The organism is Streptomyces sp. CA189, from assembly GCF_056428985.1.
Genome location: NZ_JBWJVM010000116.1, coordinates 1 through 22,125, shown reverse-complemented (window position 1 = coordinate 22,125; position 22,125 = coordinate 1). Strand labels below are relative to the sequence as shown.

Annotated in this window: 20 protein-coding genes and 1 pseudogene; 14 read left to right on the top strand and 7 right to left on the bottom strand. The window is 72.5% G+C overall.

The window, feature by feature from the left end; genetic code table 11:
- The first annotated feature begins 62 nt into the window (after positions 1–62).
- On the top strand, positions 63–668 hold the full coding sequence (locus AC061S_RS41790) for a hypothetical protein (RefSeq protein ID WP_478691102.1): 606 nt from the start codon (positions 63–65) through the stop codon (positions 666–668).
- A gap of 9 nt (positions 669–677) precedes the next feature.
- Here AC061S_RS41790 and AC061S_RS41785 read toward each other — a convergent pair whose 3' ends face one another.
- Positions 678–935, bottom strand: coding sequence for a hypothetical protein (locus tag AC061S_RS41785; RefSeq protein WP_478691101.1), 258 nt, complete (start codon positions 933–935; stop codon positions 678–680).
- Positions 936–994: 59 nt separating this feature from the next.
- Between AC061S_RS41785 and map the strand changes: the two genes are divergently transcribed.
- Together map and AC061S_RS41775 are read left to right on the top strand one after the other, a co-directional pair.
- Positions 995–1,852, top strand: coding sequence for a type I methionyl aminopeptidase (gene map / locus AC061S_RS41780; RefSeq protein WP_478691100.1), 858 nt, complete (start codon positions 995–997; stop codon positions 1,850–1,852).
- A gap of 146 nt (positions 1,853–1,998) precedes the next feature.
- Positions 1,999–2,646: a biliverdin-producing heme oxygenase gene (locus AC061S_RS41775; protein WP_478691099.1), complete on the top strand. Its 648-nt coding sequence runs from the start codon at positions 1,999–2,001 to the stop codon at positions 2,644–2,646.
- A gap of 139 nt (positions 2,647–2,785) precedes the next feature.
- On the opposite strand, the gene AC061S_RS41770 is transcribed toward AC061S_RS41775, so the two are convergent.
- Positions 2,786–3,475, bottom strand: a complete 690-nt coding sequence (locus AC061S_RS41770) for a PhzF family phenazine biosynthesis protein (protein WP_478691098.1) — start codon at positions 3,473–3,475, stop codon at positions 2,786–2,788.
- Between the two features lie 144 nt (positions 3,476–3,619).
- Between AC061S_RS41770 and AC061S_RS41765 the strand changes: the two genes are divergently transcribed.
- Positions 3,620–4,768 carry an RNA-guided endonuclease InsQ/TnpB family protein gene (locus AC061S_RS41765; protein WP_478691097.1) on the top strand — a complete coding sequence of 383 codons (1,149 nt, stop codon included), beginning with the start codon at positions 3,620–3,622 and terminating at the stop codon, positions 4,766–4,768.
- A 56-nt stretch (positions 4,769–4,824) separates the two neighbouring features.
- Here AC061S_RS41765 and AC061S_RS41760 read toward each other — a convergent pair whose 3' ends face one another.
- Together AC061S_RS41760 and AC061S_RS41755 are read right to left on the bottom strand one after the other, a co-directional pair.
- Positions 4,825–6,306 (bottom strand): HtaA domain-containing protein, encoded by a 1,482-nt coding sequence (locus tag AC061S_RS41760; RefSeq protein WP_478691096.1) that lies wholly within the window; start codon positions 6,304–6,306, stop codon positions 4,825–4,827.
- A 251-nt stretch (positions 6,307–6,557) separates the two neighbouring features.
- Positions 6,558–8,126 carry an HtaA domain-containing protein gene (locus AC061S_RS41755; protein ID WP_478691095.1) on the bottom strand — a complete coding sequence of 523 codons (1,569 nt, stop codon included), beginning with the start codon at positions 8,124–8,126 and terminating at the stop codon, positions 6,558–6,560.
- Between the two features lie 183 nt (positions 8,127–8,309).
- Here AC061S_RS41755 and AC061S_RS41750 point away from each other — a divergent pair, with 183 nt between their 5' ends.
- The 6 genes from AC061S_RS41750 to efeU all read left to right on the top strand — a co-directional run bounded on the left by AC061S_RS41750 (position 8,310) and on the right by efeU (position 14,914).
- On the top strand, positions 8,310–9,302 hold the full coding sequence (locus tag AC061S_RS41750; RefSeq protein WP_478691103.1) for a heme/hemin ABC transporter substrate-binding protein: 993 nt from the start codon (positions 8,310–8,312) through the stop codon (positions 9,300–9,302).
- Between the two features lies 1 nt (position 9,303).
- Complete coding sequence (locus AC061S_RS41745) at positions 9,304–10,443, top strand: FecCD family ABC transporter permease (protein ID WP_478691094.1); 1,140 nt, start codon at positions 9,304–9,306, stop codon at positions 10,441–10,443.
- Positions 10,440–11,363, top strand: a complete 924-nt coding sequence (locus AC061S_RS41740) for a heme ABC transporter ATP-binding protein (protein ID WP_478691093.1) — start codon at positions 10,440–10,442, stop codon at positions 11,361–11,363. Before AC061S_RS41745 ends, AC061S_RS41740 begins: the two co-directional genes overlap by 4 nt.
- Before the next feature lie 187 nt (positions 11,364–11,550).
- Entirely contained in the window at positions 11,551–12,690 is a 1,140-nt protein-coding gene (efeO, locus tag AC061S_RS41735) for an iron uptake system protein EfeO (RefSeq protein ID WP_478691092.1), read from the top strand.
- A 34-nt stretch (positions 12,691–12,724) separates the two neighbouring features.
- The gene (gene efeB / locus AC061S_RS41730) at positions 12,725–14,032 is read left to right on the top strand and encodes an iron uptake transporter deferrochelatase/peroxidase subunit (RefSeq protein WP_478691091.1); all 1,308 of its coding nucleotides are present in this window, start codon (positions 12,725–12,727) and stop codon (positions 14,030–14,032) included.
- A gap of 18 nt (positions 14,033–14,050) precedes the next feature.
- A complete protein-coding gene (efeU, locus tag AC061S_RS41725) occupies positions 14,051–14,914 on the top strand; it encodes an iron uptake transporter permease EfeU (RefSeq protein WP_478691090.1) in 864 nt (287 codons plus the stop codon).
- 62 nt (positions 14,915–14,976) lie between these two features.
- Here the strand turns inward: efeU and AC061S_RS41720 are convergent, their stop codons facing one another.
- Positions 14,977–15,837 (bottom strand): PhzF family phenazine biosynthesis protein, encoded by an 861-nt coding sequence (locus tag AC061S_RS41720; protein ID WP_478691089.1) that lies wholly within the window; start codon positions 15,835–15,837, stop codon positions 14,977–14,979.
- Positions 15,838–15,911: 74 nt separating this feature from the next.
- Positions 15,912–16,682 (bottom strand): SDR family oxidoreductase, encoded by a 771-nt coding sequence (locus AC061S_RS41715; protein ID WP_478691088.1) that lies wholly within the window; start codon positions 16,680–16,682, stop codon positions 15,912–15,914.
- A gap of 108 nt (positions 16,683–16,790) precedes the next feature.
- On the opposite strand from AC061S_RS41715, the gene AC061S_RS41710 reads away from it, so the two are divergent.
- On the top strand, positions 16,791–18,092 hold the full coding sequence (locus AC061S_RS41710) for a Bcr/CflA family multidrug efflux MFS transporter (protein ID WP_478691087.1): 1,302 nt from the start codon (positions 16,791–16,793) through the stop codon (positions 18,090–18,092).
- A gap of 55 nt (positions 18,093–18,147) precedes the next feature.
- Positions 18,148–19,152 carry a small ribosomal subunit Rsm22 family protein gene (locus AC061S_RS41705; protein ID WP_478691086.1) on the top strand — a complete coding sequence of 335 codons (1,005 nt, stop codon included), beginning with the start codon at positions 18,148–18,150 and terminating at the stop codon, positions 19,150–19,152.
- Positions 19,153–19,216: 64 nt separating this feature from the next.
- Here AC061S_RS41705 and ddaH read toward each other — a convergent pair.
- A pseudogene (gene ddaH / locus AC061S_RS41700) lies at positions 19,217–20,035 on the bottom strand (dimethylargininase); the annotation flags it as partial.
- Positions 20,036–20,150: 115 nt separating this feature from the next.
- On the opposite strand from ddaH, the gene AC061S_RS41695 reads away from it, so the two are divergent.
- Both AC061S_RS41695 and AC061S_RS41690 read left to right on the top strand, forming a co-directional pair.
- Positions 20,151–20,783: a TetR/AcrR family transcriptional regulator gene (locus tag AC061S_RS41695; RefSeq protein ID WP_478691085.1), complete on the top strand. Its 633-nt coding sequence runs from the start codon at positions 20,151–20,153 to the stop codon at positions 20,781–20,783.
- Between the two features lie 202 nt (positions 20,784–20,985).
- Positions 20,986–21,735, top strand: a complete 750-nt coding sequence (locus AC061S_RS41690) for a bifunctional DNA primase/polymerase (RefSeq protein WP_478691084.1) — start codon at positions 20,986–20,988, stop codon at positions 21,733–21,735.
- Positions 21,736–22,125: the final 390 nt, after the last annotated feature.

The following is a 22,125-nucleotide window of genomic DNA, read 5'->3' as shown; positions in this document are numbered from 1 at the left end:
TTGGGGGGGGGAGATGGGGGGAACGGCTCCCGTTTGTCCCTTCCATGGGGCAGGATGCCGATATGGACGCCGTGAGAGTCGCGCTGCTGCGCGAGGTGCTCGCCGGTACGGAGTGGCCCGGTGCCGCGCGCCGGTTCGCCGGGACGTTGCGGCGGTCGGTCGTGCCGGCCGGCGGGAACCTGCTGCTGGTCGGGACCGAGCAGTACGAGCCCTGGCACCTGGCGGCGCACCTGGTCGACGAGGCAGCCTGGTCGGGGCTGCCGGAGCTGGCGCCCACGCTCGTACGCCACCACGTGCTGCCCGGTGACGCCCCGCACCTGTCGGTCGGCCTGAGCCGGCTGGAGGGGGCCCGGCGCGGTCACACCCTGCTGGTGGTGGCTCCGGAGCAGCCCGGGGACGGACTGCTGGAGCGGGTGCACGACGCCCGGCGCGCGGGGGCGACCGTACTGTCCCTCGACGGCGGGGACGCGGATATCGGGACGCTCGCGCACGAGGTGCTGTCCGTGCCGGACGGGGCCGCCGAGCTGGACCTGGACACCGTGCAGCACCTGGTCAGCGCGGCGGCCGGGGAGAACAGCCTGCCGGTGCAGCGCGGGCCGAGGCGGTTCCGGGACCGGCTGGCGCGGCTGGCCGACCAGTTGGCCGCACCGCCGCCCAGCCGCTGGTAGCCGCAGCGGCTACGGGGTAGCCGTACCCGTACCTGTACCCGTGCCCTCTTCGGTCTCGCGGGTCTTGTCGTTCCATTTGGGGTCGTTCTGCCATTCGAGATTGCGCTCCTGCGCCGTCTCCATGGCGTGGTTCGCCTCTTCGGGTGTCGCGTAGGGGCCGAAACGGTCCTTCGCCGGGCACTCGGGGCCTTCCTCGACCTTCTTGTGGACCAGGCAGTAGTACCACTCGCCGGGTTTGCCCACCTGGCGCTTCTTGAACAGGGCCATCGTCAGGCTCCTCTCTCTGTCGCCATGCTGCCCCATACCCGCTCGATACACTCGCTCGTATGTCTGGCCAGTCGCTGCTCGTACCAGGCGAGCTCACTCCCGTCCGTTCCGTTCCCGGAAACATCCGCCGGCCCGAGTACGTGGGCAAGCCCGCGCCCACTCCGTACACCGGACCGGAGGTGCAGACGCCCGAGACCATCGAGGCCATGCGCATCGCCGGCCGGATCGCCGCCCAGGCGATGGAAGAAGCCGCCAAGCTGATCGCGCCGGGGGTGACCACCGACGAGCTGGACCGGGTCGCCCACGAGTTCATGTGCGACCACGGCGCCTACCCCTCGACGCTGGGCTACCGCGGTTTCCCGAAGTCCCTGTGCTCCTCGCTCAACGAGGTCATCTGCCACGGCATCCCCGACTCGACCGTCCTGCGGGACGGCGACATCGTCAACCTCGACGTGACCGCGTACATCGGCGGGGTGCACGGCGACAACAACGCCACGTACCTGTGCGGGGACGTGGACGAGGAGTCGCGGCTGCTCGTGGAGCGCACCCGCGAGTCCTTGAACCGGGCCATCAAGGCCGTCCGGCCGGGCCGGCAGATCAACATCATCGGCCGGGTCATCGAGTCGTACGCGAAGCGCTTCGGCTACGGCGTCGTCCGGGACTTCACCGGTCACGGGATCAACTCGTCCTTCCACTCCGGCCTGATCGTCCCGCACTACGACAGCCCGCACGCCACCACCGTCATCGAGCCCGGGATGACCTTCACCATCGAGCCGATGCTGACCCTGGGCACCCACGAGTACGACATGTGGGAGGACGGCTGGACGGTGGTCACGAAGGACCGCAGGCGGACCGCGCAGTTCGAGCACACACTGGTGGTCACGGACACCGGGGCGGAGATCCTGACGCTCCCCTGACCCGAGGAAAGTCACCTCGCGGAGGTTTTTACCGACAAGGCGTCGGGAACACATTGACTTAGGTAAGCCTAAGTAGGAGGATCGGGTGTGGCGGCACGGCCGCCACGCCCGGCTCCCCTTTTCTTCCGAATTCTCGGAGGTCCGCCTTGGACGCCTTCTCCACCGTCATTCGTGTCGCCTCGCACGAGCAGCACACCGAGGCAGAGACCTCGACGTTCATGAGCGACCTGCTCGGCGGCCGGCTCGGGGTGGACGCGTACACGCGCTACACCGAGCAGCTGTGGTTCGTGTACAAGGCCCTGGAGGACGCCGCCGAGGCCCTCAGGGGCGACGCGGTCGCCGGCCCGTTCATACAGCCCGAGCTGATGCGCCTCGCCGAGATCGAGCGGGACCTGGCCCACCTGCGGGGTCCCGAGTGGCGCGAGACCCTGGTCGCGCTGCCCGCGACCGAGGCCTACGCGGCCCGTGTGGCCGAGTGCGCCGCCTCCTGGCCGGGCGGGTACGTGGCCCACCACTACACCCGCTACCTGGGCGACCTCTCCGGCGGCCAGATCATCCGCGACAAGGCGGAGCGGACCTGGGGCTTCGAGCGCAAGGGCGACGGCGTCCGCTTCTACGTCTTCGCGGACATCTCCAACCCGGCCGCCTTCAAGCGGACCTACCGCGAGCTGCTGGACGCGATCGCCGCGGACGACCTGGAGAAGCAGCGCATCATCGACGAGTGCAAGCGCGCCTTCGACTTCAACGGCGCGGTCTTCCGCGAGCTGGGCGAGCAGTTCCCGCTGAGCGCGTAGCGCCTGCGGCGGGCTGGACTGGGAAGGGGGGTGGGCCCGACGGGCCCACCCCCCTTCCGGGCTTCACCCCCGGGGCACGGCGGCCTGCGGCGCGGCGGCCGCGCCTAGGCTCCTGGGGCTCCGCCCCAGACCCCGCGCCTCAAACGCCGGCGAGGCTGGATTTGGCACCGGCGAGGCCGGCTTCGGCGAAGCGGACGCGGCCGCCGATCTCTACGGTGCCGTCCGGGCCCGGGGCGGTGAGGATCTGGGAGCCCCTGCCCTGGGTGATGTTCAGGGCGCGGTTCAGTTCGGCCGTCAGCAGGATCGCCGCCGAGCCGGTGGCCTCGTCCTCGGCGATCGCTCCATCGGGGCGGCGCGGGAAACCGCGGGCCCGGATCCGGCCCGCGGCCTCGTCCTCCCACGCCCAGGCGTACAGCCAGCCCTCGCCCGGCGGCGGGCTGGGCAGCGCGTCCACCTCGGCGGCGTCGGCGTACTGCTCGGTGCGCTTGCCCTCGACCCACTCGGGGCGGGCGGTGATCCAGGTGAACTCCCCGTCGTCGCGCGCCCATACGGCACCCGCCGGCGGCTGGAGCTCCTCGATGTCGAGCAGCCACGCGACTCCGACCAACGGGTGCCCGGCGAAGGACATCCGGGTGCCGGGGGTGCGGATGTCGACGATCCCGCGCTCGGGATCGTCGACGAACACCGTCTCGCTGTAGCCGAGTTCGGCCGCCAACGCCTGTCGGGAGGCGTCGTCCGGGCAGGACCGGCCGTCGCGTACGACGCCGAGCGCGTTGCCGTGGCTGCCGTCACCCGCGCAGAAGACCCTGAGGACGTCTAGATCGTTCACCGCATCTTCCCAGGGGTCCTCAGGGCCTCAGCCCGGGGAGGAGCGGGTCTTGCCGTCGCCTGCGTGAAGTTCGGGAGTTCTCTTCGCATCTGTCGTGGCCTGCACTTTCTAGGCGTTGTCAGAGGCGCAGTCTAGGTTGACCGTATGGCGGAGGCATCACAGGAGACGGAAAGGGCCGGGCATGCCCGGTTCACCTACCGGCTTCGCGTGTCCTCTACCGCTCAGACCAAGTTGATGGGCGAGTGGGACCGTTGCCGGTGGATCTGGAACGAATGCACCGCTCGCTCCAAGAAGGCCCGCGCCGAGGACGAGAAGTGCGGTCCTGCCCGACTGGACAAAATGCTGACCGAGGCCCGCAACCGCAACACCTGGTTGGGTGATGGCAGCAGTGTTCCGCAGCAGCAGGTGGTACGGGACTTCGGGAAGTCCCGTACCAAAGCGTTGAAGGACGTCAAGGCCCGGTTGCCGATGCGGCAGCGGGCGGGGATGCCGAAGTACAAGAAGAAGCACACGGCCGACCCGAGCCTGAACTACACCCGGCGCGGGTTTCGGATCAAGGGCGGCCGTTTGCACCTAGCGGGCGGTGTCGTTCTGAGGGTTGTGTGGTCCCGCGATCTCCCGGCGGACCCGTCGTCAGTGCGGATCTACCGCGACAGCCTCGGGCACTGGTACGCATCCTTCGTCGTCGCCACCGAAGCCCAGCCGCTCCCGGACACAGGTGCGGTGATCGGAATCGACTGGGGCGTACGGGAGACCGCGACCACCACCAGCGACGCCCACGACCTTCCGCACGCCGAGCACGGCAAGAAGGCCGCCGTCAGGCTCGCCCACTATCAGCGGATGATGGCCCGCCGGAAACCGGCGAAGGGCAAGCCCGGGTCGAGGGGCTACCGGACGGCGAAAAGGCTGACGGCGAAGCTCCACAAGAAGGCTGCCCGCCAGCGCCAGGACACTGGCCTCAAGTGGGCGAAGTCTGTGGTCCGTGACTACGGCGCCCTCGCAGTGGAGGACTTCCGCCCGAAGTTCCTCGCCAAGTCGACCATGGCCCGTAAGCACGGACGCGTCGTACACCTGGTCCATCCCGCGCACACCACCATGGACTGCGCGCAGTGCGGAGCGAGAACCAAGCACGCACTCCCCCTCTCTGAACGTACCTACACCTGCACCGCGTGCGGAGCCGTGTCCCCCAGGGACAAGAACTCCGCACACGTCATGCTGGTCCGGGCTGGTCTCAACCCGGCTGGTGCCGATCGCGGAAGACCTGACAGCCCGCCGGGCCATCAGGCTGCGTGAGCCAGGAATCCCCGGCCTCAAGGCGGGGAGGATTCAAGCGGGAATTGAAGCACGGGTCAGTTCTGGGCCGTGCGGCGCCTGCGCGCGACGAACACCGTGCCCGCGCCCGCCGCGATGACGGCGGCGGAGGAACCGAGCAGCGCGCCGGCCGGGATCTCGGCGCCGGTGGCGGCGAGGCCGCCTCCGACCGTGCCGCCGCCCCCGACGGTGCCGGTGCCGCCGGAGGTGCCGGTGCCGCCGGTGCCGGCCGGGCTCGTGGGCAGGACGGCGTCCTTGTCCACGGAGACGGTCAGGTTGACGTCGTCCGCCCGGGTGCCCGTCGGGTACATGGAGCCGGTGGTGTCGTTGGCGAAGGCCGCGGAGCCCTCGGCCGTGAGCGCGGTGCGCACGGCGTTCAGGGTGAGCACGCCGTCCTTGGTCTTGTAGTCGGCGTCTGCGAGGTCGAGCGTGGCGAAGGGGATGTCCGCCTTGACCCCGGCGGGCGTCTTCACGTCGAGGACCAGGGTGCCCTTGGCGCCCTCGGCGTTGATGCGGATGTTGCCGAAGGTCATGTCGATGCCGTGGGCCGCGTACTGGAAGCGCAGGTTGCCCGCGAACGTGGCGTTCAGCTTCTGCGCCTTGGCGTCGAGGGTGCCCTTGCCGCCGGCGAAGGCGAAGCTGTCGCCGTTCGCGACCGCGCCGTCCGCCGGGGTGACGGTGCCGCCCGCGCTCTGGACGTACCTGCGGAAGGACTCCTTGATGCCCCAGGCCAGCTTGCCGCCGAGGATCTGCTGCGGGCCGCCGGTCGCCGGGGAGCTGGTGGAGGCGGAGGGCGAGGGGGAGGCCGGCTTCGACGGGGAGGGGGAGGCCGGGACCGACGCCGACGGAGACGCGCTCTGCGAGGGGGAAGCCGAGGCGGAGGCCGAAGCCGAGGCGGACGGGGAGGGGCTGTGGGAGGGCGGCGGCGGGAACTCCAGTACGGCCGTCAGCGGGTCGCCCGCCTTGTCCTTGTAGCTGTCCGAGCCGAGGAGCTTGGCGGCGTCGGCGGTCAGGGTGGTGGCCAGGCCCTTCATCGACGGCCCGGTGAAGGCGACCTTCGCGAAGCCGACGTCCTTCGTGAGCACGCCGTCCCGCGTGACGTCGATGATCAGCATCTTCTTGCCGGTGTCGATGCGCAGGTTCGCGAGCTTCACCTCGAAGCGGTGCGCGGCCGACGTGAAGGTGACGCTGCCCTTGAAGGCGGCGGTCACGAGGTGGGTGGCCGGGTCGTACTGGCCGGTGGCCGAGCCGAAGGTGAAGCCCTTGGCGGTCTTCGTCGCGCCGTCCGCGACCGTGATCTCGCCCTGGGCGATGGTCGTGACGTAGGTGCGGTAGCTCTCCAGGAGACCCCAGTCGAGGGTGCCGCCGACGACCGGGATCGCCGCGCGGGCGGCCTGCGCCGCGGGGGCGGCCGGTGCGCTGCCCGCCGCGGTGGCGGGCAGGACGAAGGCGGTGGCGCCGATCGCCACGGCGGTGGCTGCGGCGGCTGCGAGGGCGAGGGGACGACGGGTGGATGACATGGCGGGGTCTCCTGAAACGGGGGTGTGAGGAGGCGGAAGGTGCGGTGCGGGGGCCTGCGAGGGCAGGGCGAAGCCGAGCCCCGGCGGTACGGGTCTCCCTGCGGGGCTTGCGGGTTGGTTCGGTACGGGGCGTGCGGGCCGGACGCTTTCGGGCGGGCCCGCGGAGCGGGGGGTGGTGCGGGGCCCGGCAGATGCGGGCCGTAGGGGCCCGGCGGTACGGGCCCTGCGGGGGTACGGGTTCGGGGCGCGGGTCAGCCGCGCGGGGCGGCTCCGTCGGCCCCGGAGGAGTCTGGGGAGTCGGAGGCGTCGGGCTCCCGGGCCTCGGCGCCCGGCGCCGGGGCCGGCGCCGGGGCCCGGGCCGGTGCCGGGGCCTCGGTCGAGGGCTGCTCGGCCGGGGACGGCGCCTGGTCGGTGTGGGTCGACTGGGCCGGTTCCTTGCGGCGGTTGCGGAGGGCCAGGAAGGCCGCTCCGCCGGCGAGGACGAGCACGGCCAGCGCGAGGGCGGCGTACAGGCCGGTGTTCGAGGACTCCTTCGCGGCGGCGGCTGCGGCCGGTACCGGGGACGGGGCCGGCGGGGCTGCGGGGGTGGCCGTCGAGCCGAGGTTCGGGAGGGCCGGGAGCTTCGCGGCGGCGTCGAGGGCGACCGCGAGGGAGACGGGGTCCATCTCGGTGCCGGACTTGTACATGGCGTTGAAGGCCGCCGCTCCGCCCTCGGTCAGGGTGGCCGGGGCCTCGGTCAGGGTGGCGAGGCCGCCCTCGGTCTTGAGGCCCTTGGCGTCGAACTCCACGAGCGGGACGGCGGGCTTGGTGTCCGTGCCGCTGGTGACGTCGGCGGACAGCACGCCCTTGCCGTTCTCCACCTTGGCCGTGACCTTCGAGAGCTTCAGGTCGAGGTGGGCCCCGGTGAAGTGCACGGACCCGGCGAAGGCGGCGTCGAGGGTGCCCTTCGCGCTGTCGTACGCGCCCTTGCCCTGCGGGAAGCGGAACAGCGCGCCGCCGTCCTGGGCGCCTTCGGCCAGCTCCCACTTGCCCTGGCCGATGGAGCCGGAGACGTACTCGCGGAAGGTGCGCCGCACCCCCCAGTCCACGGCCGCGTCGGTGAACTGCCCGGCAGCCTGCGGGGACTGGGAGGCGGCCGGGGTGCTCGGCGAGGACGCCGGCGAGGCGGGCTGTTCGGCGGCCGGGGGCGCGGCCTTGACGTCCACGGAGAGCGAGACCGGGTCGAGCTGCGCGCCGGCCGCGTAGTAGCCGGCGAAGGCCTTGGCGCCCTGGTCGGTGAGGGTGGCCGGGATGTTGGCGAGGGCGACGGGGCTGCCGCCGCCCTTCATGTTCACCCCGCCCAGGCTCAGCTTGGCGAAGGGCACTTGGGAGGCGGTGGTGACGGCCCCGCCTTCCTTGGCCTTGCTGGAGACGTCCGCGTAGAGGGTGCCGCTGCCGCCGCTGATCTTGACGGTGGGGCGGCTGACGCTCATGTCCAGCTCGTACGTGCCGTCCGCCTTCTGGTGGCCCTGGAAGGAGACGCCGCCGCTGAAGGAGGCCTCCAGGGAGCCGCTGTCCGGATCGTAGGAGCCGCTCGCGGAATGGAAGCGGAACAGGCTGCCGCCGGCCGTGGCGGCTCCGTTCTTCAGCTTGAACCCGCCTTTCGCCACCGGGCCGGTGACGTAACTCTGGAAGGAGGATTTGATGCCCCAGTCGAGCCGCCCGCCCTCCACGGTGCGGCCCGCGGCCTGGGCGGCGGTCGCCGGGAGCAGGACGGCTCCCAGTGCCGCCAGGGTCGCCAGCAGGGCGACGGCGGACGCACGGGCGGGTCTTGCGGACATGAATGTCCCCTCCAGGGTCTAGCGAGCGAGGTTAGGCTAACCTAAGCTACGTTAGGCCAGGTGTGAAACCCCCTGGCACCCGGAACCTCGAACCGGGTCCCCACTCCCAGCGAACCGGGTCCACCACCCCAGTCGGACGATCAGGACGGTGCCTTCGTGCCTACGCCCGCCGCGTCAACCCGCATGTCCCGCTTCGCCGTAGCCCTGACCTCCGTGGTCCTGGCACTCGGCGTGAGCGCCTGCGGAGGTACGGCCGCCCCCTCCCCCGCCACCGGAGCCGGCGCCGCGGCCGTCCCGGACCGGGTGGAACCGCTCGCCCCGGCGCCCGTGCCCGTCCTGCCGGCGACCGTGGCCTCGGCTGACGGCGCCCGCGTGACCGTCACCTCGGCGGACCGGGTGGTGCCGCTGACGGGCGGGCTCAACGAGATCGTGCACACCCTCGGACTCGGCCCCAAGGTCGTCGCCAAGGACATCACCGCCACCTTCGAACAGGCGGCGGAGCTCCCCGTGGTGACGCGGGGCCACGACGTCTCCGCCGAGAGCGTGCTGTCGCTGCGTCCGACCCTGGTGCTGGCCGAGACCACCTCGGGCCCCGCCGAGGCGATCCGGCAGATCCGCGACGCGGGCATCCCGCTCCTGGTGGTGGCCCCGGCCAAGTCCCTGGAGGACGTGGCCGAGCGCACCGACGCGGTGGCCGCCGCACTGGGCGTCAAGGAGGCCGGCGCGCAGCTGAACCAGCGCACCGCCGACCGGATCGCCGCCGCCCGCAAGGCCCTGCCCGCCTCGGGCGAGAAGCCGCGCGTGGCCTTCCTCTACCTGCGCGGCACGGCCTCCGTGTACCTGATGGGCGGCTCCGATTCCGGCGCCGGTTCCCTGCTGGAGGCGGCCGGCGCACTGGACACGGGCCCGGAGTCGGGGCTCGGCAAGGACTTCACCCCGATCACCAGCGAGGCCCTGGCGGCCGCCGCGCCCGACGCCATCCTGGTCATGTCCAAGGGCCTGGAGTCCGTCGGCGGCGTGGACGGGCTGGTCAAGATCCCGGGCGTGGCCCAGACACCGGCGGGCATGGACCGGCGGGTGATCACCGTGGACGACGGGGTCCTGCTCAACTACGGCCCCCGCACCGACCAGGTCCTGACCTCCCTCATCACCCAGCTCTACGGCAAGGCCTCCTGACGTGTCGCTCTCCTACGAAGCCCCCGAGACGCCACCCGGAGCGGGCCCCCTTCCCGCTTCCGAGCGGTCGGCGTCCCGGGCCGCCCCCACCACCGCCGGCGCACCGCCCCGGCGGCGGTGGGGCTCCGCCTGGCTCACCGCCGCGCTGACCGTCGTACTCGTTCTGCTCGCGCTGGTCTCGGCCGGAGTGGGCGCCTACGAGATACCGCTCGGGGACGTGGTCGGGTCGGTGCAGCACCGCCTCGGGCTCGGGGGCGCCGCCCTCGACCGGGTCGGGGAGAGCGTGCTGTGGAACGTACGGCTGCCGCGCGTGGTGCTCGCCCTGCTCGTCGGGGCCAGCCTCGGCTGCGCGGGGGCCCTGATGCAGGGGGTGTTCGGCAATCCGCTGGCCGAGCCCGGGGTCATCGGGATCTCGGCGGGCGCGGCCGTCGGCGCGGTCGCCGCGATCGGGCTGGGCCTGACCTTCTTCGGCAACTGGACCATCACCGCCTGCGCGTTCGTCGCGGGGCTGATCACCGTCGGCGCCGTCTACCTGTTGTCCCGCAACGGCGGGAAGACCGAGGTCGTCACCCTCATCCTGACCGGCATCGCCGTCAACGCCTTCGCGGGGGCCCTGATCGGCCTGTTCATCTTCTTCGCGGACAGCGGCCAGGTGAACCAGATCACCTTCTGGCAGCTCGGCTCCCTCGCCCAGGCCACCTGGCCCAAGGTGCTGGCCGTCCTGCCCTGCGCGCTGATCGGCCTGGTCATCGCCCCCTTGTACTCCCACAAGCTGGACCTGCTGTCCCTCGGTGAGCGCCCCGCCCGCCACCTCGGCGTGGAGGTGGAGCGGCTGCGCCTCGCGCTGATCCTGGTCGTCGCGCTGCTCACCGCGGCGGCCGTCGCCGTGGCCGGGATCATCGCCTTCGTCGGGCTGCTCGTGCCGCACCTGCTGCGCATGGCCAACGGTCCGGGCCACCGGTTCCTGGTGCCCGGCAGCGCCCTCGCCGGAGCCGTGGTGCTGGTCGCCGGGGACCTGGCCGCACGGACCCTCGCCCAGCCCGCCGAGCTGCCGCTCGGCGTCCTGACCGCCCTGCTCGGCAGCCCGTTCTTCTTCTGGCTGCTGCGCCGCACCCGCCGCAAGCAAGGAGGCTGGGCATGAGCGCCCGGCTGCGTTCCGGCCTCGCCGCACTCCGCCTTCGCGGGAACAAGCGCGCCGTCCCCGCCCGGCCCGCCCCCGGCGCGCCGCTCGCCGAGGTCACGGACCTGCGCGTACGGCTCGGTGGGCGCGAGGTGCTCGCCGGGATCGGGCTGACCGTGCGGGCCGGGGAGGTGCTGGCCCTGGTCGGGCCGAACGGCGCGGGCAAGTCCACCCTGCTGGCGGCCCTGTCCGCGGACCTGCCGGCCGCCTCCGGGGAGGTGCGGATCGACGGGCGCCCGGTGGGCGACTGGCCGGCCCCCGAGCTGGCCCTGCGCCGGGCGGTGCTCCCCCAATCGGCCGCGCTGGCCTTCCCCTTCCCGGTGGAGGACGTCGTACGGATGGGCCGCGCACCCTGGGCGGGCACCGAACTGGCCGACTCCGACGAGGAGGCGGTGGCCGCCGCCATGGCCGCCACCGAGGTGACGGGCTTCGCGGCCCGCCCGTTCTCGGCGCTCTCCGGCGGCGAGCGGGCCCGGGTCGCGCTGGCCCGCGTACTGGCCCAGCGGGCCCCGCTGCTGCTGCTCGACGAGCCCACGGCGGCTCTGGACCTGCGCCACCAGGAGCTGGTGCTGCGGATCTGCCGGGAGCGGGCCGCGGCCGGGGACGGGGTCGTGGTGGTCCTGCACGACCTGGGCCTGGCGGCGGCGTACGCGGACCGGGTCGCCGTGCTGCACGACGGCCGGATCGCGGTGGACGGCCCGCCGGCGGAGGTGTTCGAGGACGGGCTGCTGAGCCGCGTCTACCGCCAGCCGGTGGAGGTCCTCCCGCACCCGCGCACCGGGGCCCCGCTGGTGGTCCCCGTACGGGACGAGGAGCTGGGTGAACCGGGCGCCGGCCACGGCGCCGTACGGAACGGCCACCGGGGCTTGACCTCGGCTTGACCCGGTCATGGGGCCTGCGTGGGGCGTCCGTAACGGCCCCGTGTCCGGGGCGCGAAGGTGTGCGGTGAATCACCGTACGCACGGGTACGGGTCAGGTAAGGCTCGGTTAAGTTAGGTCCGCCTCACCGGCCTCCCCGACCCGATCGGGGCGGTCGTCTGTCGAACGCCGGACTGCCAGGAGACCCCCATGCGCCCCGCCCGCCTCCACCTCCTCACCGCGGCCGCCGTCGTGGCCGCCGTCACCGCGGTCACCGGCTGCGCCGAGAAGAGCGACGCGTCCGGCGACGGCACGATCAAGGTGGCTGCCTCCGACACCGCCTGCGAGGTCAGCGCGTTGGAGTTCCCGGCGGGCAAGGTCGCCATCGAGGTCGAGAACAAGGGCTCCAAGGTCACCGAGCTCTACGTCCTCTTCCCCGACGACCGCATCGTCACCGAGCGCGAGAACATCGGCCCCGGCACCAAGGCCACCATCACCGCCGAACTCAAGGCGGGCGACTACGAGATCGCCTGCAAGCCCGGTATGAAGGGCGACGGCATCCGCCAACAGGTCAAGGCCACCGGCACGGGCACCGTCGAGAAGCGCAGCCCCGAGGCCGACGCCGCGGTCGCCGCGTACCGCAAGTACGTCCAGGAGCAGGCCGACGGGACCATCCCCAAGGCGCAGGCCTTCGCGGACGCGGTCAAGGCCGGCGACGTCGAGGCCGCGAAGAAGGCGTACGCCCCCTCGCGCATCGGCTGGGAGCGCACCGAGCCGGTCGCCGAGTCCTTCGGCGACATCGACCCGAAGGTCGACGTCCGCGAGGACGGCCTGGAGCCGAACCAGGAGTGGACCGGCTGGCACAAGCTGGAGAAGTCCCTCTTCGCCGAGAACAAGATCGACGACGCGGACAAGAAGCTCGCCGAGACCCTGATGGCCGACCTGGCCGTGTGGCAGAAGAAGGTCGGCCAGGCGGAGATCACCCCCACCTCGATGGCGAACGGCGCCAAGGAGCTCCTCGACGAGGTCGCCACCGGCAAGGTGACGGGTGAGGAAGAGCGCTACAGCCACACCGACCTGGTCGACTTCAAGGCCAACGTCGAGGGCGCGGAGAAGGCGTACGAGCTGCTCAAGCCCGTCGCCTCGAAGACGGACCCCGCGCTCACCGCCGAACTGGACAAGCAGTTCACGGCGTTGAACGGCCTGCTGGAGAAGTACCGCCCGAACAAGGCCGCGTACGAGTTCACCTCGTACGACCAGGTCGGCGACGCCGAGCGCAAGGAGCTCTCCGACGGCGTCAACGCGCTGGCCGAGCCGCTCTCGAAGCTGGCCGCCGCGGTCGCGAAGTAACTCCGGAACAGCAGAGCGGGCGGGAGGTCCCCACATGAGCGAGTCGGTGTCCGAGCCGGAGTCCGGGCAGGACGGTGCGCACGAGGGCGCGGCGGAGCAGGCGGGCTCGGGCTCGGGCGCCCCCTCGCGCCGGACCGTCCTCGGCTGGGGCGGTGCGGGCCTCGCGCTCGGCGCCGCCGCGGCCGGCGGCACCGCCATGGCCCTGGGCTCGGGCCCCGACCTGGTCTCGGCGGCCGCGGCCGGTGCGGCCGTGCCCTTCCACGGCGAGCACCAGGCCGGTATCGCCAGTGCCGTCCAGGACCGCCTGCACTTCGCCGCCTTCGACGTGAAGACGAAGGACCGCGCCGAGCTGGTCCAGCTCCTCAAGGACTGGACCGCCGCGGCCCGGCTGATGGCGGCCGGCCACCCGGTCGGCGAGGGCGGCTTCGGCGGCCTGCCGCAGGCCCCGCCGGACGACACGGGTGAGGCGCTGGGCCTGAAGGCCTCCCGCCTCACCCTGACCATCGGTTTCGGTCCCGGCCTGTTCGCCAAGGGCCGCTTCGGCCTGGACGGCCGGCGCCCCGACGCCCTGATCGACCTGGAGCTCTTCCCCGGCGACAACCTCGACCCCGCCCGCTCCGGCGGCGACCTGTGCGTCCAGGCCTGCGCCGACGACCCCCAGGTCGCGGTGCACGCCATCCGCCAGCTCGCCCGCATCGGCTTCGGCAAGGTCGCGGTCCGCTGGTCGCAGCTCGGCTTCGGCAAGACCTCCTCGACCACGCCCGACGAGCAGACCCCGCGCAACATGATGGGCTTCAAGGACGGCACCCGGAACATCTCGGGCACCGACAAGGCCGCCCTGGACAAGCACGTGTGGGTCGGCGCCGACGACGGCAGCGACTGGCTCACCGGCGGCTCCTACCTCGTGGCCCGCCGGATCCGGATGAACATCGAGACCTGGGACCGCACTTCGCTGGGCGAGCAGGAGGACATCTTCGGCCGCGACAAGGGCGAGGGAGCCCCCGTCGGCAAGTCCAAGGAGCGCGACGAGCCGTTCCTGAAGGCGATGAAGCCCGAGGCGCACGTCCGCCTCGCGCACCCGGACACCAACAACGGCGCGATGATGCTGCGCCGCGGCTACTCCTTCACCGACGGCACGGACGGACTGGGCCGCCTCGACGCGGGCCTGTTCTTCCTCGCCTACCAGCGCGACGTCCGCACCGGCTTCGTCCCGGTACAGCGCAGCCTGGCGAAGGCAGACGTCCTCAACGAATACATCCAGCACGTGGGTTCGGCCGTCTTCGCCGTCCCGCCGGGCGTCCGCGACACGGACGACTGGTGGGGCCGGACGCTGTTCGCGTAGGGGACGGGGAGAACCGAGATGTTCGGCAACTATCTGATCGGACTGCGCGAGGGGCTGGAGGCCGGCCTCGTCGTCTGCATCCTCATCGCCTACCTGGTCAAGACCGGGAACAAGGACAAGCTGGCGCCGCTGTGGCTGGGCGTCGGCCTGGCCGCCGCGGTGTCCCTGGCCTTCGGCGCGGGCCTCGAATTCGGCACGCGGGAACTGACCTTCACGGCGCAGGAGGCCATCGGCGGCACCCTGTCGATCGTCGCGGTCGGCCTGGTCACCTGGATGGTCTTCTGGATGAAGCGCACCGCGCGGCACCTGAAGGCCGAGCTCCACGGCAAGCTCGACGCGGCGCTCGCGATGGGCACCGGCGCGCTGGTGGCCACGGCGTTCCTGGCCGTCGGCCGGGAGGGCCTGGAGACCTCGCTGTTCGTGTGGCGCTCGGTGCACGCGGCCGGTGACGGCGCGGGCCCGCTGATCGGCGTGCTGCTCGGCATCGCGTCGTCGATCGTGCTGGGCTGGCTGTTCTACCGGGGCGCACTGAGGATCGACCTGTCGAAGTTCTTCACGTGGACCGGCGGCATGCTGGTCGTGGTCGCCGCCGGCGTGCTGGCGTACGGGGTGCACGACCTCCAGGAGGCCGACTTCCTGCCGGGGCTGAACGACAAGGCCTTCGACATCAGCTCGACGATCCCGCCGGACAGCTGGTACGGGACCCTGCTGAAGGGCACCGTCAACTTCCAGCCGGACCCGACCGTGGTCCAGGTCGCGGTGTGGGTTTTGTACCTGGTCCCGGTGCTCGCCCTGTTCCTGGCGCCGTCGCTCGGCCGGCGCGCCAAGCAGGAGTCCGCTTCGAAGGAGCGGGACCAGGAGCCGGAGCCGAGCAGCTCCTGACCGGCCCCGGCCCGATACCGGTGAAGGCCGCGCGGACCTCGTCCGCGCGGCCTTCGTCGTCGTTACGGGATCCGGGTCCCGGCCCCGCCGACCCGGACCCGGGGGTCGCCGGAGCGCAGCTCGACCGTGAGCACGCCCGGGCGGCCCATGTCGGCGCCCTGGTGGAGGGTGAGGACCGCGTCGGCGGGGACCAGGCCGAGCTCGCGCGCGTACGCGCCGAAGGCGGCCGCGGCGGCGCCGGTCGCCGGGTCCTCGACGACGCCGCCGACCGGGAAGGGGTTGCGTACGTGGAACTCCGTCGGGCCCGCCCGGTGCACGAGCTGCGCGGTGACCATGTCGAGGCGCCGCAACAGCGCCTCCAGCCGGGCGAAGTCGTACGAGAGGTCCGCGAGCCGGGCCCGGGTGGCGACGCCGATCACCAGGTGGCGGGCTCCGGCGTAGGCGATCCGCGGCGGGAACGCCGGGTCCAGGTCGGCGGCCGGCCAGTCGAGGGCAGCCAGGGCCTCGGCGAGGTCGGCCGGGTCCAGGTCCTCGGTGTGCGGTTCGACGCTGGTCAGGGTGGCGCGCAGCCCGCCGCCCTCCCGGGTCACGGACACCGGCACGGTGCCGGCCGGGGTCGCGAACAGCAGCTCGCCGGGCCCGATCCGCTCGCCGAGCGCGACGGCGGTGGCCACGGTGGCGTGCCCGCAGAACGGGACCTCCACCTTCGGGCTGAAGTAGCGCACGGAGAAGGCCCGGCCCTGCTCCCCGCCGAGCCCCTCGGGCGGGGCGGTGAGGAAGGCCGTCTCGCTGTAGCCCGCCTCGGCGGCGATCTCCAGCATGGCCGCCTCGTCCAGGCCGCTCGCGTCGAGCACGACCCCGGCCGGGTTTCCGCCCTCCGGGTCGTCGGAGAAGGCGGTGTAGCTCAGTACTTCGTTAGTCATGATCACCACAACCTCGGCCCCCGGGCGGCCATTCCCCCCGGGCAGTACAAGATCAGCCGCGTCCGGCGTACGGGTCAGCCGCGCCCGATGTAGGGCATCGCCGTCGCCATCACCGTCGCGAACTGCACGTTCGCCCCCAGCGGGAGCTCCGCCATGTGCAGCACCGTGCGCGCCACGTCGGCCGCGTCCATGACGGGCTCCACCGCGAGCTGCCCGTTGGCCTGCATGATCCCGGTCTGCATCCGCTCGGTCATCTCGGTGGCCGCGTTGCCGATGTCGATCTGCCCGCACGCGATCCCGTACGGGCGCCCGTCCAGCGACAGGGACTTCGTCAGGCCGGTCATGGCGTGCTTGGTCGCGGTGTACGCGATCGAGTTCGGCCGGGGCACGTGCGCGGAGATGGAGCCGTTGTTGATGATGCGGCCGCCCTGCGGATCCTGGGCCTTCATCACCCGGAAGGCCGCCTGCGCGCAGAGGAAGGAGCCGGTGAGGTTGACGTCGACCACCGAGCGCCAGGCCTCGTAGGAGATGTCCTCCAGCGGGACCCCGGCCGGGCCGAAGGTGCCGGCGTTGTTGAAGAGCAGGTCGATCCGTCCGTAGCGCTCGCGAACGGTCTCGAACAGCGCCGCCACGTCGTCCGGATCGCTCACGTCGGCCCGTACGCAGAGCACGTCGGCGTCCGGGTGGGCGGCCCTGGCGGCCTCGGCGGCCTCTTCCAACGGCCCGGTCCTGCGGCCGGCCACGACCACGGCCCACCCGGCGGCGGCGAGGGCGAGGGCCACTGAGCGGCCGATTCCGGATCCGGCTCCGGTCACTACGGCGACCTGCTTCACGCGTGCGTTCATGGGGCCGCAGGTTACGTCACATGCTCCACGCGTCCCGGAACGTTCCGATTGCTGAGAACATGGGGCGGCAGGGGTGCTGAGAAATGACGATACGACTGGAGTTTCCGCATGCCGGAGAGAGGCCCCGCGACAGTGCCCTCGAAAGCCGAGTCGCCCTCGAACCCCTCCCCTTCCCCCGCCATCACCGCACCCCTGACGGCCGCCCGCCGGACGGGGCTGCTCGTCACCTTCATCCTCGGCGGGCTCACCGCGCTCCCCCCGCTGTCCATGGACATGTACCTGCCGGCGCTGCCGGCGGTGACCACCGCCCTGAACAGCCCGGCCGCGACCGTCCAGCTCACCCTGACCGCCTGCCTGGCCGGCATGGCCCTGGGCCAGCTGGTGATCGGCCCGATGAGCGACAAATGGGGCCGGCGCCGCCCCCTGCTCATCGGCATGGTCGTCTACGTCCTCGCCACCGCCATCTGCGCCTTCGCCCCGACCGTCGAGCTGCTGATCGGCTTCCGACTGCTCCAGGGCCTGGCCGGCGCGGCCGCCATAGTGATCGCTCGGGCCGTCGTACGCGATCTGTACGACGGGGTCGAGATGGCCCGGTTCTTCTCCACCCTGATGCTCATATCCGGTGCGGCGCCGATCATCGCCCCACTCATCGGCGGCCAGGTGCTCCGCTTCGCCGACTGGCGCGGGGTCTTCCTCGTCCTCACCGTCGTGGGCGCCCTCCTGACCCTCCTGGTCTGGCGGAAGCTCGGCGAGACGCTGCCGCCCGAGCGGCGCCAGACCGGCGGCGTCGGCGCCGCGCTGCGGACCATGCGCGGACTGTTCGCCGACCGGGTCTTCGCCGGCTACACGCTGGCCGGCGGTTTCGCCTTCGCGGCGCTGTTCGCGTACATCTCCGCCTCGCCGTTCGTCGTGCAGGAGATCTACGGCGCTTCGGCCCAGACCTTCAGCCTGCTGTTCGGCGTGAACTCCCTCGGCCTGATCGCGGTGGGCCAGATCAACGGCAAGCTGCTGGTCGGCCGGGTCAGCCTGGACAAGGTCCTGGGGTACGGGCTCGCGGTCATCACCGCGGCCTCGGCCGCCCTGCTCCTCATGACCGCCGGGGTCTTCGGCGAGGTCGGGCTCTTCGCGATCTGCGCCGGGCTGTTCGTCCTGATGTCCGCGATGGGCCTCGTGCTGCCGAACACCAACGCGCAGGCCCTGATGCGCGCCCCGCACGCGGCCGGCTCGGCCTCCGCCCTGCTCGGCACCTCCTCCTTCCTGGTCGGAGCCGTGGCCTCCCCCCTGGTCGGCATCGCGGGCGAGGACACGGCGGTCCCGATGGCCGTGGTCCAGACGGTCTGCGCCCTCCTGGCGGTCGTCTGCTTCACGGCCCTGTGCCGCCCCTGGCGCCCCAGCCCCGCGAAGGCCTGACCGTCCGGGGCCGGGCACGGGCTTCGCAGCCGGCCCGGCCCCGTAAACTTGGCGGGTGAACGACTCCGCCACCACCACCGCCGAAACCCTGCGCAGCGCCCTCGCCGGCCTGCTCGACGGCCTCCCGCAGAAGCAGGCCACGGCTGCCGTGGAGCGGCTGATCGCCAACTACCGCGGCGAGATCCCGACCAACACGCCCGTCCTGCGCAACCGCTCCGACGTGGCCGCGTACGCGGCGTACCGGATGCCCGCCACCTTCGAGGCCGTACGGTCCGCCCTGGACGGGCTCGCCGAGGCGGCCCCGGGCTGGTCCCCGGCCTCGCACGTGGACGTGGGCGGCGGCACCGGCGCGGCGGCCTGGGCGGCGGACGCCACCTGGGGCGGGCGCCGCGAGACGGCCGTACTGGACTGGGCGGACCCGGCCCTGCTCCTCGGCAAGGAGCTGGCCGCGGCCTCCTCCTCCGCCACGCTGCGGGCGGCCGAGTGGCGGAAGACCGTCATCGGAGCCGGTCTGGCGCTCCCCGACGCGGACCTGGTGACGGTCTCGTACGTCCTGGGCGAACTGACCCCGGAGGCCCGCCGCGAGGTCGTCGCCGAGGCGGCGCGGGCCGGTCAGGCCGTCGTGCTGGTCGAGCCGGGCACGCCCGAGGGGTACCTGCGCATCCGCGAGGCCCGCGACCAGTTGATCGAGGCCGGGCTGCGGGTCGCGGCCCCGTGCCCGCACGACGGGACCTGCCCGATCGAGGTCGGCAAGGACTGGTGCCACTTCTCGACCCGGGTCAGCCGTTCCTCCCTGCACCGCCAGGTCAAGGGCGGCTCGCTGTCCTACGAGGACGAGAAGTTCAGCTACGTGGCCGCCACCCGCTTCCCGGTGGAGCCGGCCGCCTCCCGGATCACGCGCAGGCCGCAGATCCGGAAGGGGCTGGTCCTGCTGGAGCTGTGCGGGCCCGAGTCCGAGGGCCAGACCCGGGTCAACGTGACCAAGCGCCACGGCGACCTGTACAAGGCCGCGCGGGACGCCGACTGGGGCCAGGAGTGGCCGCCTCCGCAGGGGGCCTGAGCCCGGCACCGGTCGGGGGCCTGAGCCCGCGGGGAGGCCCAGGCCCGTCGGAACCCGCCGTCGGCTAGGGCCTCAGCTCCTGCGTGCAGCACTTCACGCTGCCGCCGCCCTTGAGCAGCTCCCCCAGGTCCATCGGGACCGGCTCGAACCCGCGCGCCCGCAGGGGTGCGAGGAGTCCGGTCGCCTCCTGCGGGAGCAGCACGTGCCGGCCGTCCGAGACCGCGTTGAGCCCGAGGGCGGCCGCGTCCTGGGCCTGCGCGATCAGCGCGTCGGGGAAGAGCCGGCGCAGGACCGCCCGGCTGCCCTCGGAGAAGGCGTCCGGGTAGTACATGACCTCGTCTCCGTCGAGCACGGACAGGGCCGTGTCCAGGTGGTAGTAGCGCGGGTCGACCAGGTCGAGCCCGACGACCGGGCGGCCGAAGAACTCCTGGGCCTCGTCGTGCGAGAGCGGGCTGGAGCGGAAGCCCCGGCCGGCCAGGATGTAGGTGGCGGTGACGGCGAAGTCACCCTCGCCCTCGTTGACGTGGGACGGCTCGTGCACGTCCTGGAAGCCGTGGCCGCGGAACCAGTCGAGGTGGATCTCCGCCTCCGCGGCCCGCTCGGGATAGGCGAACCGCGCGCCCAGCACCCGGCCGTCGACGACGAGGGCGCCGTTCGCGGCGAAGACCATGTCGGGCAGACCGCGGTCGGGGACGAGGGTCTCGACGGTGTGGCCGAGGGCCAGGTAGCGGTCGCGGAGGTCCTCCCACTGGGCCATGGCCAGGGGCAGGTCCACCGGTTTCGTGGGGTCCATCCACGGGTTGATGGAGTACGTGACCTTGAAGTGCGCGGGTGGGCACATCAGGTAGCGCCGGGGTGTGGCGTCTCTGCGCAATGAAGGCTCCTCACGGTGATGAGAAGAGAATCGTCTCTCCTCTACGAGAACGGCGCAGTGAACTGATCGGGTGGTTTCCCGAACGGCTGAAAGACGAGTGGTTCGAGGTTGATAAATTGCCGAAATGAGCTCCAGCCCCCTCCCTGCTTCCGCCCCCCGGTCCCCGGACGCCACGCGCCGCAGCGACCGCTCGCGGCGGGCCATCCTGGACGCCGCGCTCGACCTGGTGGGGGAGGTCGGCTACAACAAGCTGACCATCGAGGCCATCGCCGCCCGCGCCGGAGTCGGCAAGCAGACCATCTACCGCTGGTGGCCGTCGAAGGCCGCGGTCCTGCTGGACGCCTCGGTCGCGCTCGCCGGGGACGCTCAGTCCGAGGGTGCCTGGACCGGCTTCCCCGACACCGGGGACCTGGCCGCCGACCTGAAGTACGTACTGCGGGCGACGGTCGACGAGTTCGCCGACGAGCGGTACGCGGCCCCCGCGCGCGCCCTGACGGCGGCCGGCGCCACCGATCCCGAGCTCGGGGCACGCTTCACCGAGCAGTTGCTGGAGCCCCAGCTCGCGCTGTACGAGGAGCGGTTGCGGTCGGCCCGCGAGGCCGGGCAGCTCCCGCCGGACACCGATCTGCGGCTGACCGTGGAGATGCTGCTCGGACCTCTGACCTACCGCTGGCTGCTGCGCACGGCGCCGCTCACGCACGCGTTTGCGGACGCGCTGGTGGACTCGGTGCTGGGCGGGGCCGGCGCGAGGCCCTGACCAGGGGCGGGACCCGGCAGGGCCGGGGCGGGAGCCGGGCGGGACCGGGGTGGGATAAGTCATGGGCCTCTGACGGCCGAGAACATATGGCCGATTTCTATGGTTATGTGGGACTCCTGGTCGGGGGGTGCGGTCACCCGGCGCCCAGGATGGTGGGAACATGTGAGGGTCTGCCGGGGCAATGGTGTAGGTGAGGGGATAGATGGGGTCTGAGTCGGGCCGCGTCAAACGCGGCGAGCAGAGCAGGATTTCCCAGTGGCTGCGCCGCAAGCCGAAACCCGACGCCGAGGACCCCGCACGAGAACGCGAAGCCCTGCTGCTGGCCGTCGCCGCGGCGGGTCTGCCGATCTCGCCCGCCGCGCATCCGGCCGGCTACCGGTGTTCGTGCGACCGGATCGGCTGTCCGACGCCCGCACGACACCCCGTCTCCTTCGCCTGGCAGACGCAGTCCACGACGGACCGCGCGCAGGTCGAACGCTGGGCGCGCAACCAGCCCGCGGCCAACTTCATCACCGCGACCGGCATGGTCCACGACGTACTGGACGTCCCCCTGGAAGCCGGGCACAGCGCGCTGGAGCGCCTGCTGGCCGCCGGCATCGAGGTCGGCCCGGTCGCCGAGTCGGGCGGTACGGGCGACCAGGCCCGCATGCTCTTCTTCACCGCGACCCGGGGTACGCCCGAGGACGAGGACGAGTGGTGGCCCTGTGAACTGGACTGCCACCCCGAGACGATGGACGAGCACCCCGGGCTGCGCTGGCACTGCCGGGGCAGCTACGTACTGGTGCCGCCGGCCGCCCTGCCGGGGGACCTCTCGGTGACCTGGCTCCGCGGCATGGAGCATCCGCTCGTCGATCCGCTGACCCTGCTGGAAACCCTCACGGACGCGTGCGCCACCTACGCCGGCGCCTCGGACCACACCCCCGCCGCGGTCGCCTGGCCCCTGGGCCGCTGACGGCTGCCGCCCGCACGGACCTGACCGGCCGGCCCGCACCGCCAAGGCCCGGCCGGGCGTCGCCAGGCCCCGAGCGACCGGCCTCCGCGGGGCGTAGCCCCGACCCCGCGCGTCGCGGGCCCGCCACTACGGGTGGTCTGCCCTGCGGGGCGAAGTCCCCTACCCGCCCTTCCACCGTTCCCAGGACTCCGCCCTGCCCCGCGCCTCAAACGCCGGCGGAGCCCCAGGGGTCCCAGGCTGCGCCCGGACCCCCTGGGGCTCCGCCCCAGACCCCGGTCCTCAAACGCCGGACGGCTGAAAAGCCCCACCCACCGTCGGCGCGGTTGGCGGCGGCCCGGGACGGGGACGGGGGCGGGGTGGGGTGTCGGCCGGGACGTAAAGCGTGATTTG

What these genes read in the sequence shown, in the direction of transcription:
- AC061S_RS41790 (WP_478691102.1), top strand. Translation starts at nt 63, where the DNA reads ATGGACGCCGTGAGAGTCGCGCTGCTGCGCGAGGTGCTCGCCGGTACG.
- AC061S_RS41785 (WP_478691101.1), bottom strand. Translation starts at nt 935, where the DNA reads ATGGCCCTGTTCAAGAAGCGCCAGGTGGGCAAACCCGGCGAGTGGTAC.
- map (WP_478691100.1), top strand. Translation starts at nt 995, where the DNA reads ATGTCTGGCCAGTCGCTGCTCGTACCAGGCGAGCTCACTCCCGTCCGT.
- AC061S_RS41765 (WP_478691097.1), top strand. Translation starts at nt 3,620, where the DNA reads ATGGCGGAGGCATCACAGGAGACGGAAAGGGCCGGGCATGCCCGGTTC.
- AC061S_RS41760 (WP_478691096.1), bottom strand. Translation starts at nt 6,306, where the DNA reads ATGTCATCCACCCGTCGTCCCCTCGCCCTCGCAGCCGCCGCAGCCACC.
- AC061S_RS41755 (WP_478691095.1), bottom strand. Translation starts at nt 8,126, where the DNA reads ATGTCCGCAAGACCCGCCCGTGCGTCCGCCGTCGCCCTGCTGGCGACC.
- AC061S_RS41750 (WP_478691103.1), top strand. Translation starts at nt 8,310, where the DNA reads ATGTCCCGCTTCGCCGTAGCCCTGACCTCCGTGGTCCTGGCACTCGGC.
- AC061S_RS41740 (WP_478691093.1), top strand. Translation starts at nt 10,440, where the DNA reads ATGAGCGCCCGGCTGCGTTCCGGCCTCGCCGCACTCCGCCTTCGCGGG.
- efeO (WP_478691092.1), top strand. Translation starts at nt 11,551, where the DNA reads ATGCGCCCCGCCCGCCTCCACCTCCTCACCGCGGCCGCCGTCGTGGCC.
- efeB (WP_478691091.1), top strand. Translation starts at nt 12,725, where the DNA reads ATGAGCGAGTCGGTGTCCGAGCCGGAGTCCGGGCAGGACGGTGCGCAC.
- efeU (WP_478691090.1), top strand. Translation starts at nt 14,051, where the DNA reads ATGTTCGGCAACTATCTGATCGGACTGCGCGAGGGGCTGGAGGCCGGC.
- AC061S_RS41720 (WP_478691089.1), bottom strand. Translation starts at nt 15,837, where the DNA reads ATGACTAACGAAGTACTGAGCTACACCGCCTTCTCCGACGACCCGGAG.
- AC061S_RS41715 (WP_478691088.1), bottom strand. Translation starts at nt 16,682, where the DNA reads ATGAACGCACGCGTGAAGCAGGTCGCCGTAGTGACCGGAGCCGGATCC.
- AC061S_RS41710 (WP_478691087.1), top strand. Translation starts at nt 16,791, where the DNA reads ATGCCGGAGAGAGGCCCCGCGACAGTGCCCTCGAAAGCCGAGTCGCCC.
- AC061S_RS41695 (WP_478691085.1), top strand. Translation starts at nt 20,151, where the DNA reads ATGAGCTCCAGCCCCCTCCCTGCTTCCGCCCCCCGGTCCCCGGACGCC.
- AC061S_RS41690 (WP_478691084.1), top strand. Translation starts at nt 20,986, where the DNA reads ATGGGGTCTGAGTCGGGCCGCGTCAAACGCGGCGAGCAGAGCAGGATT.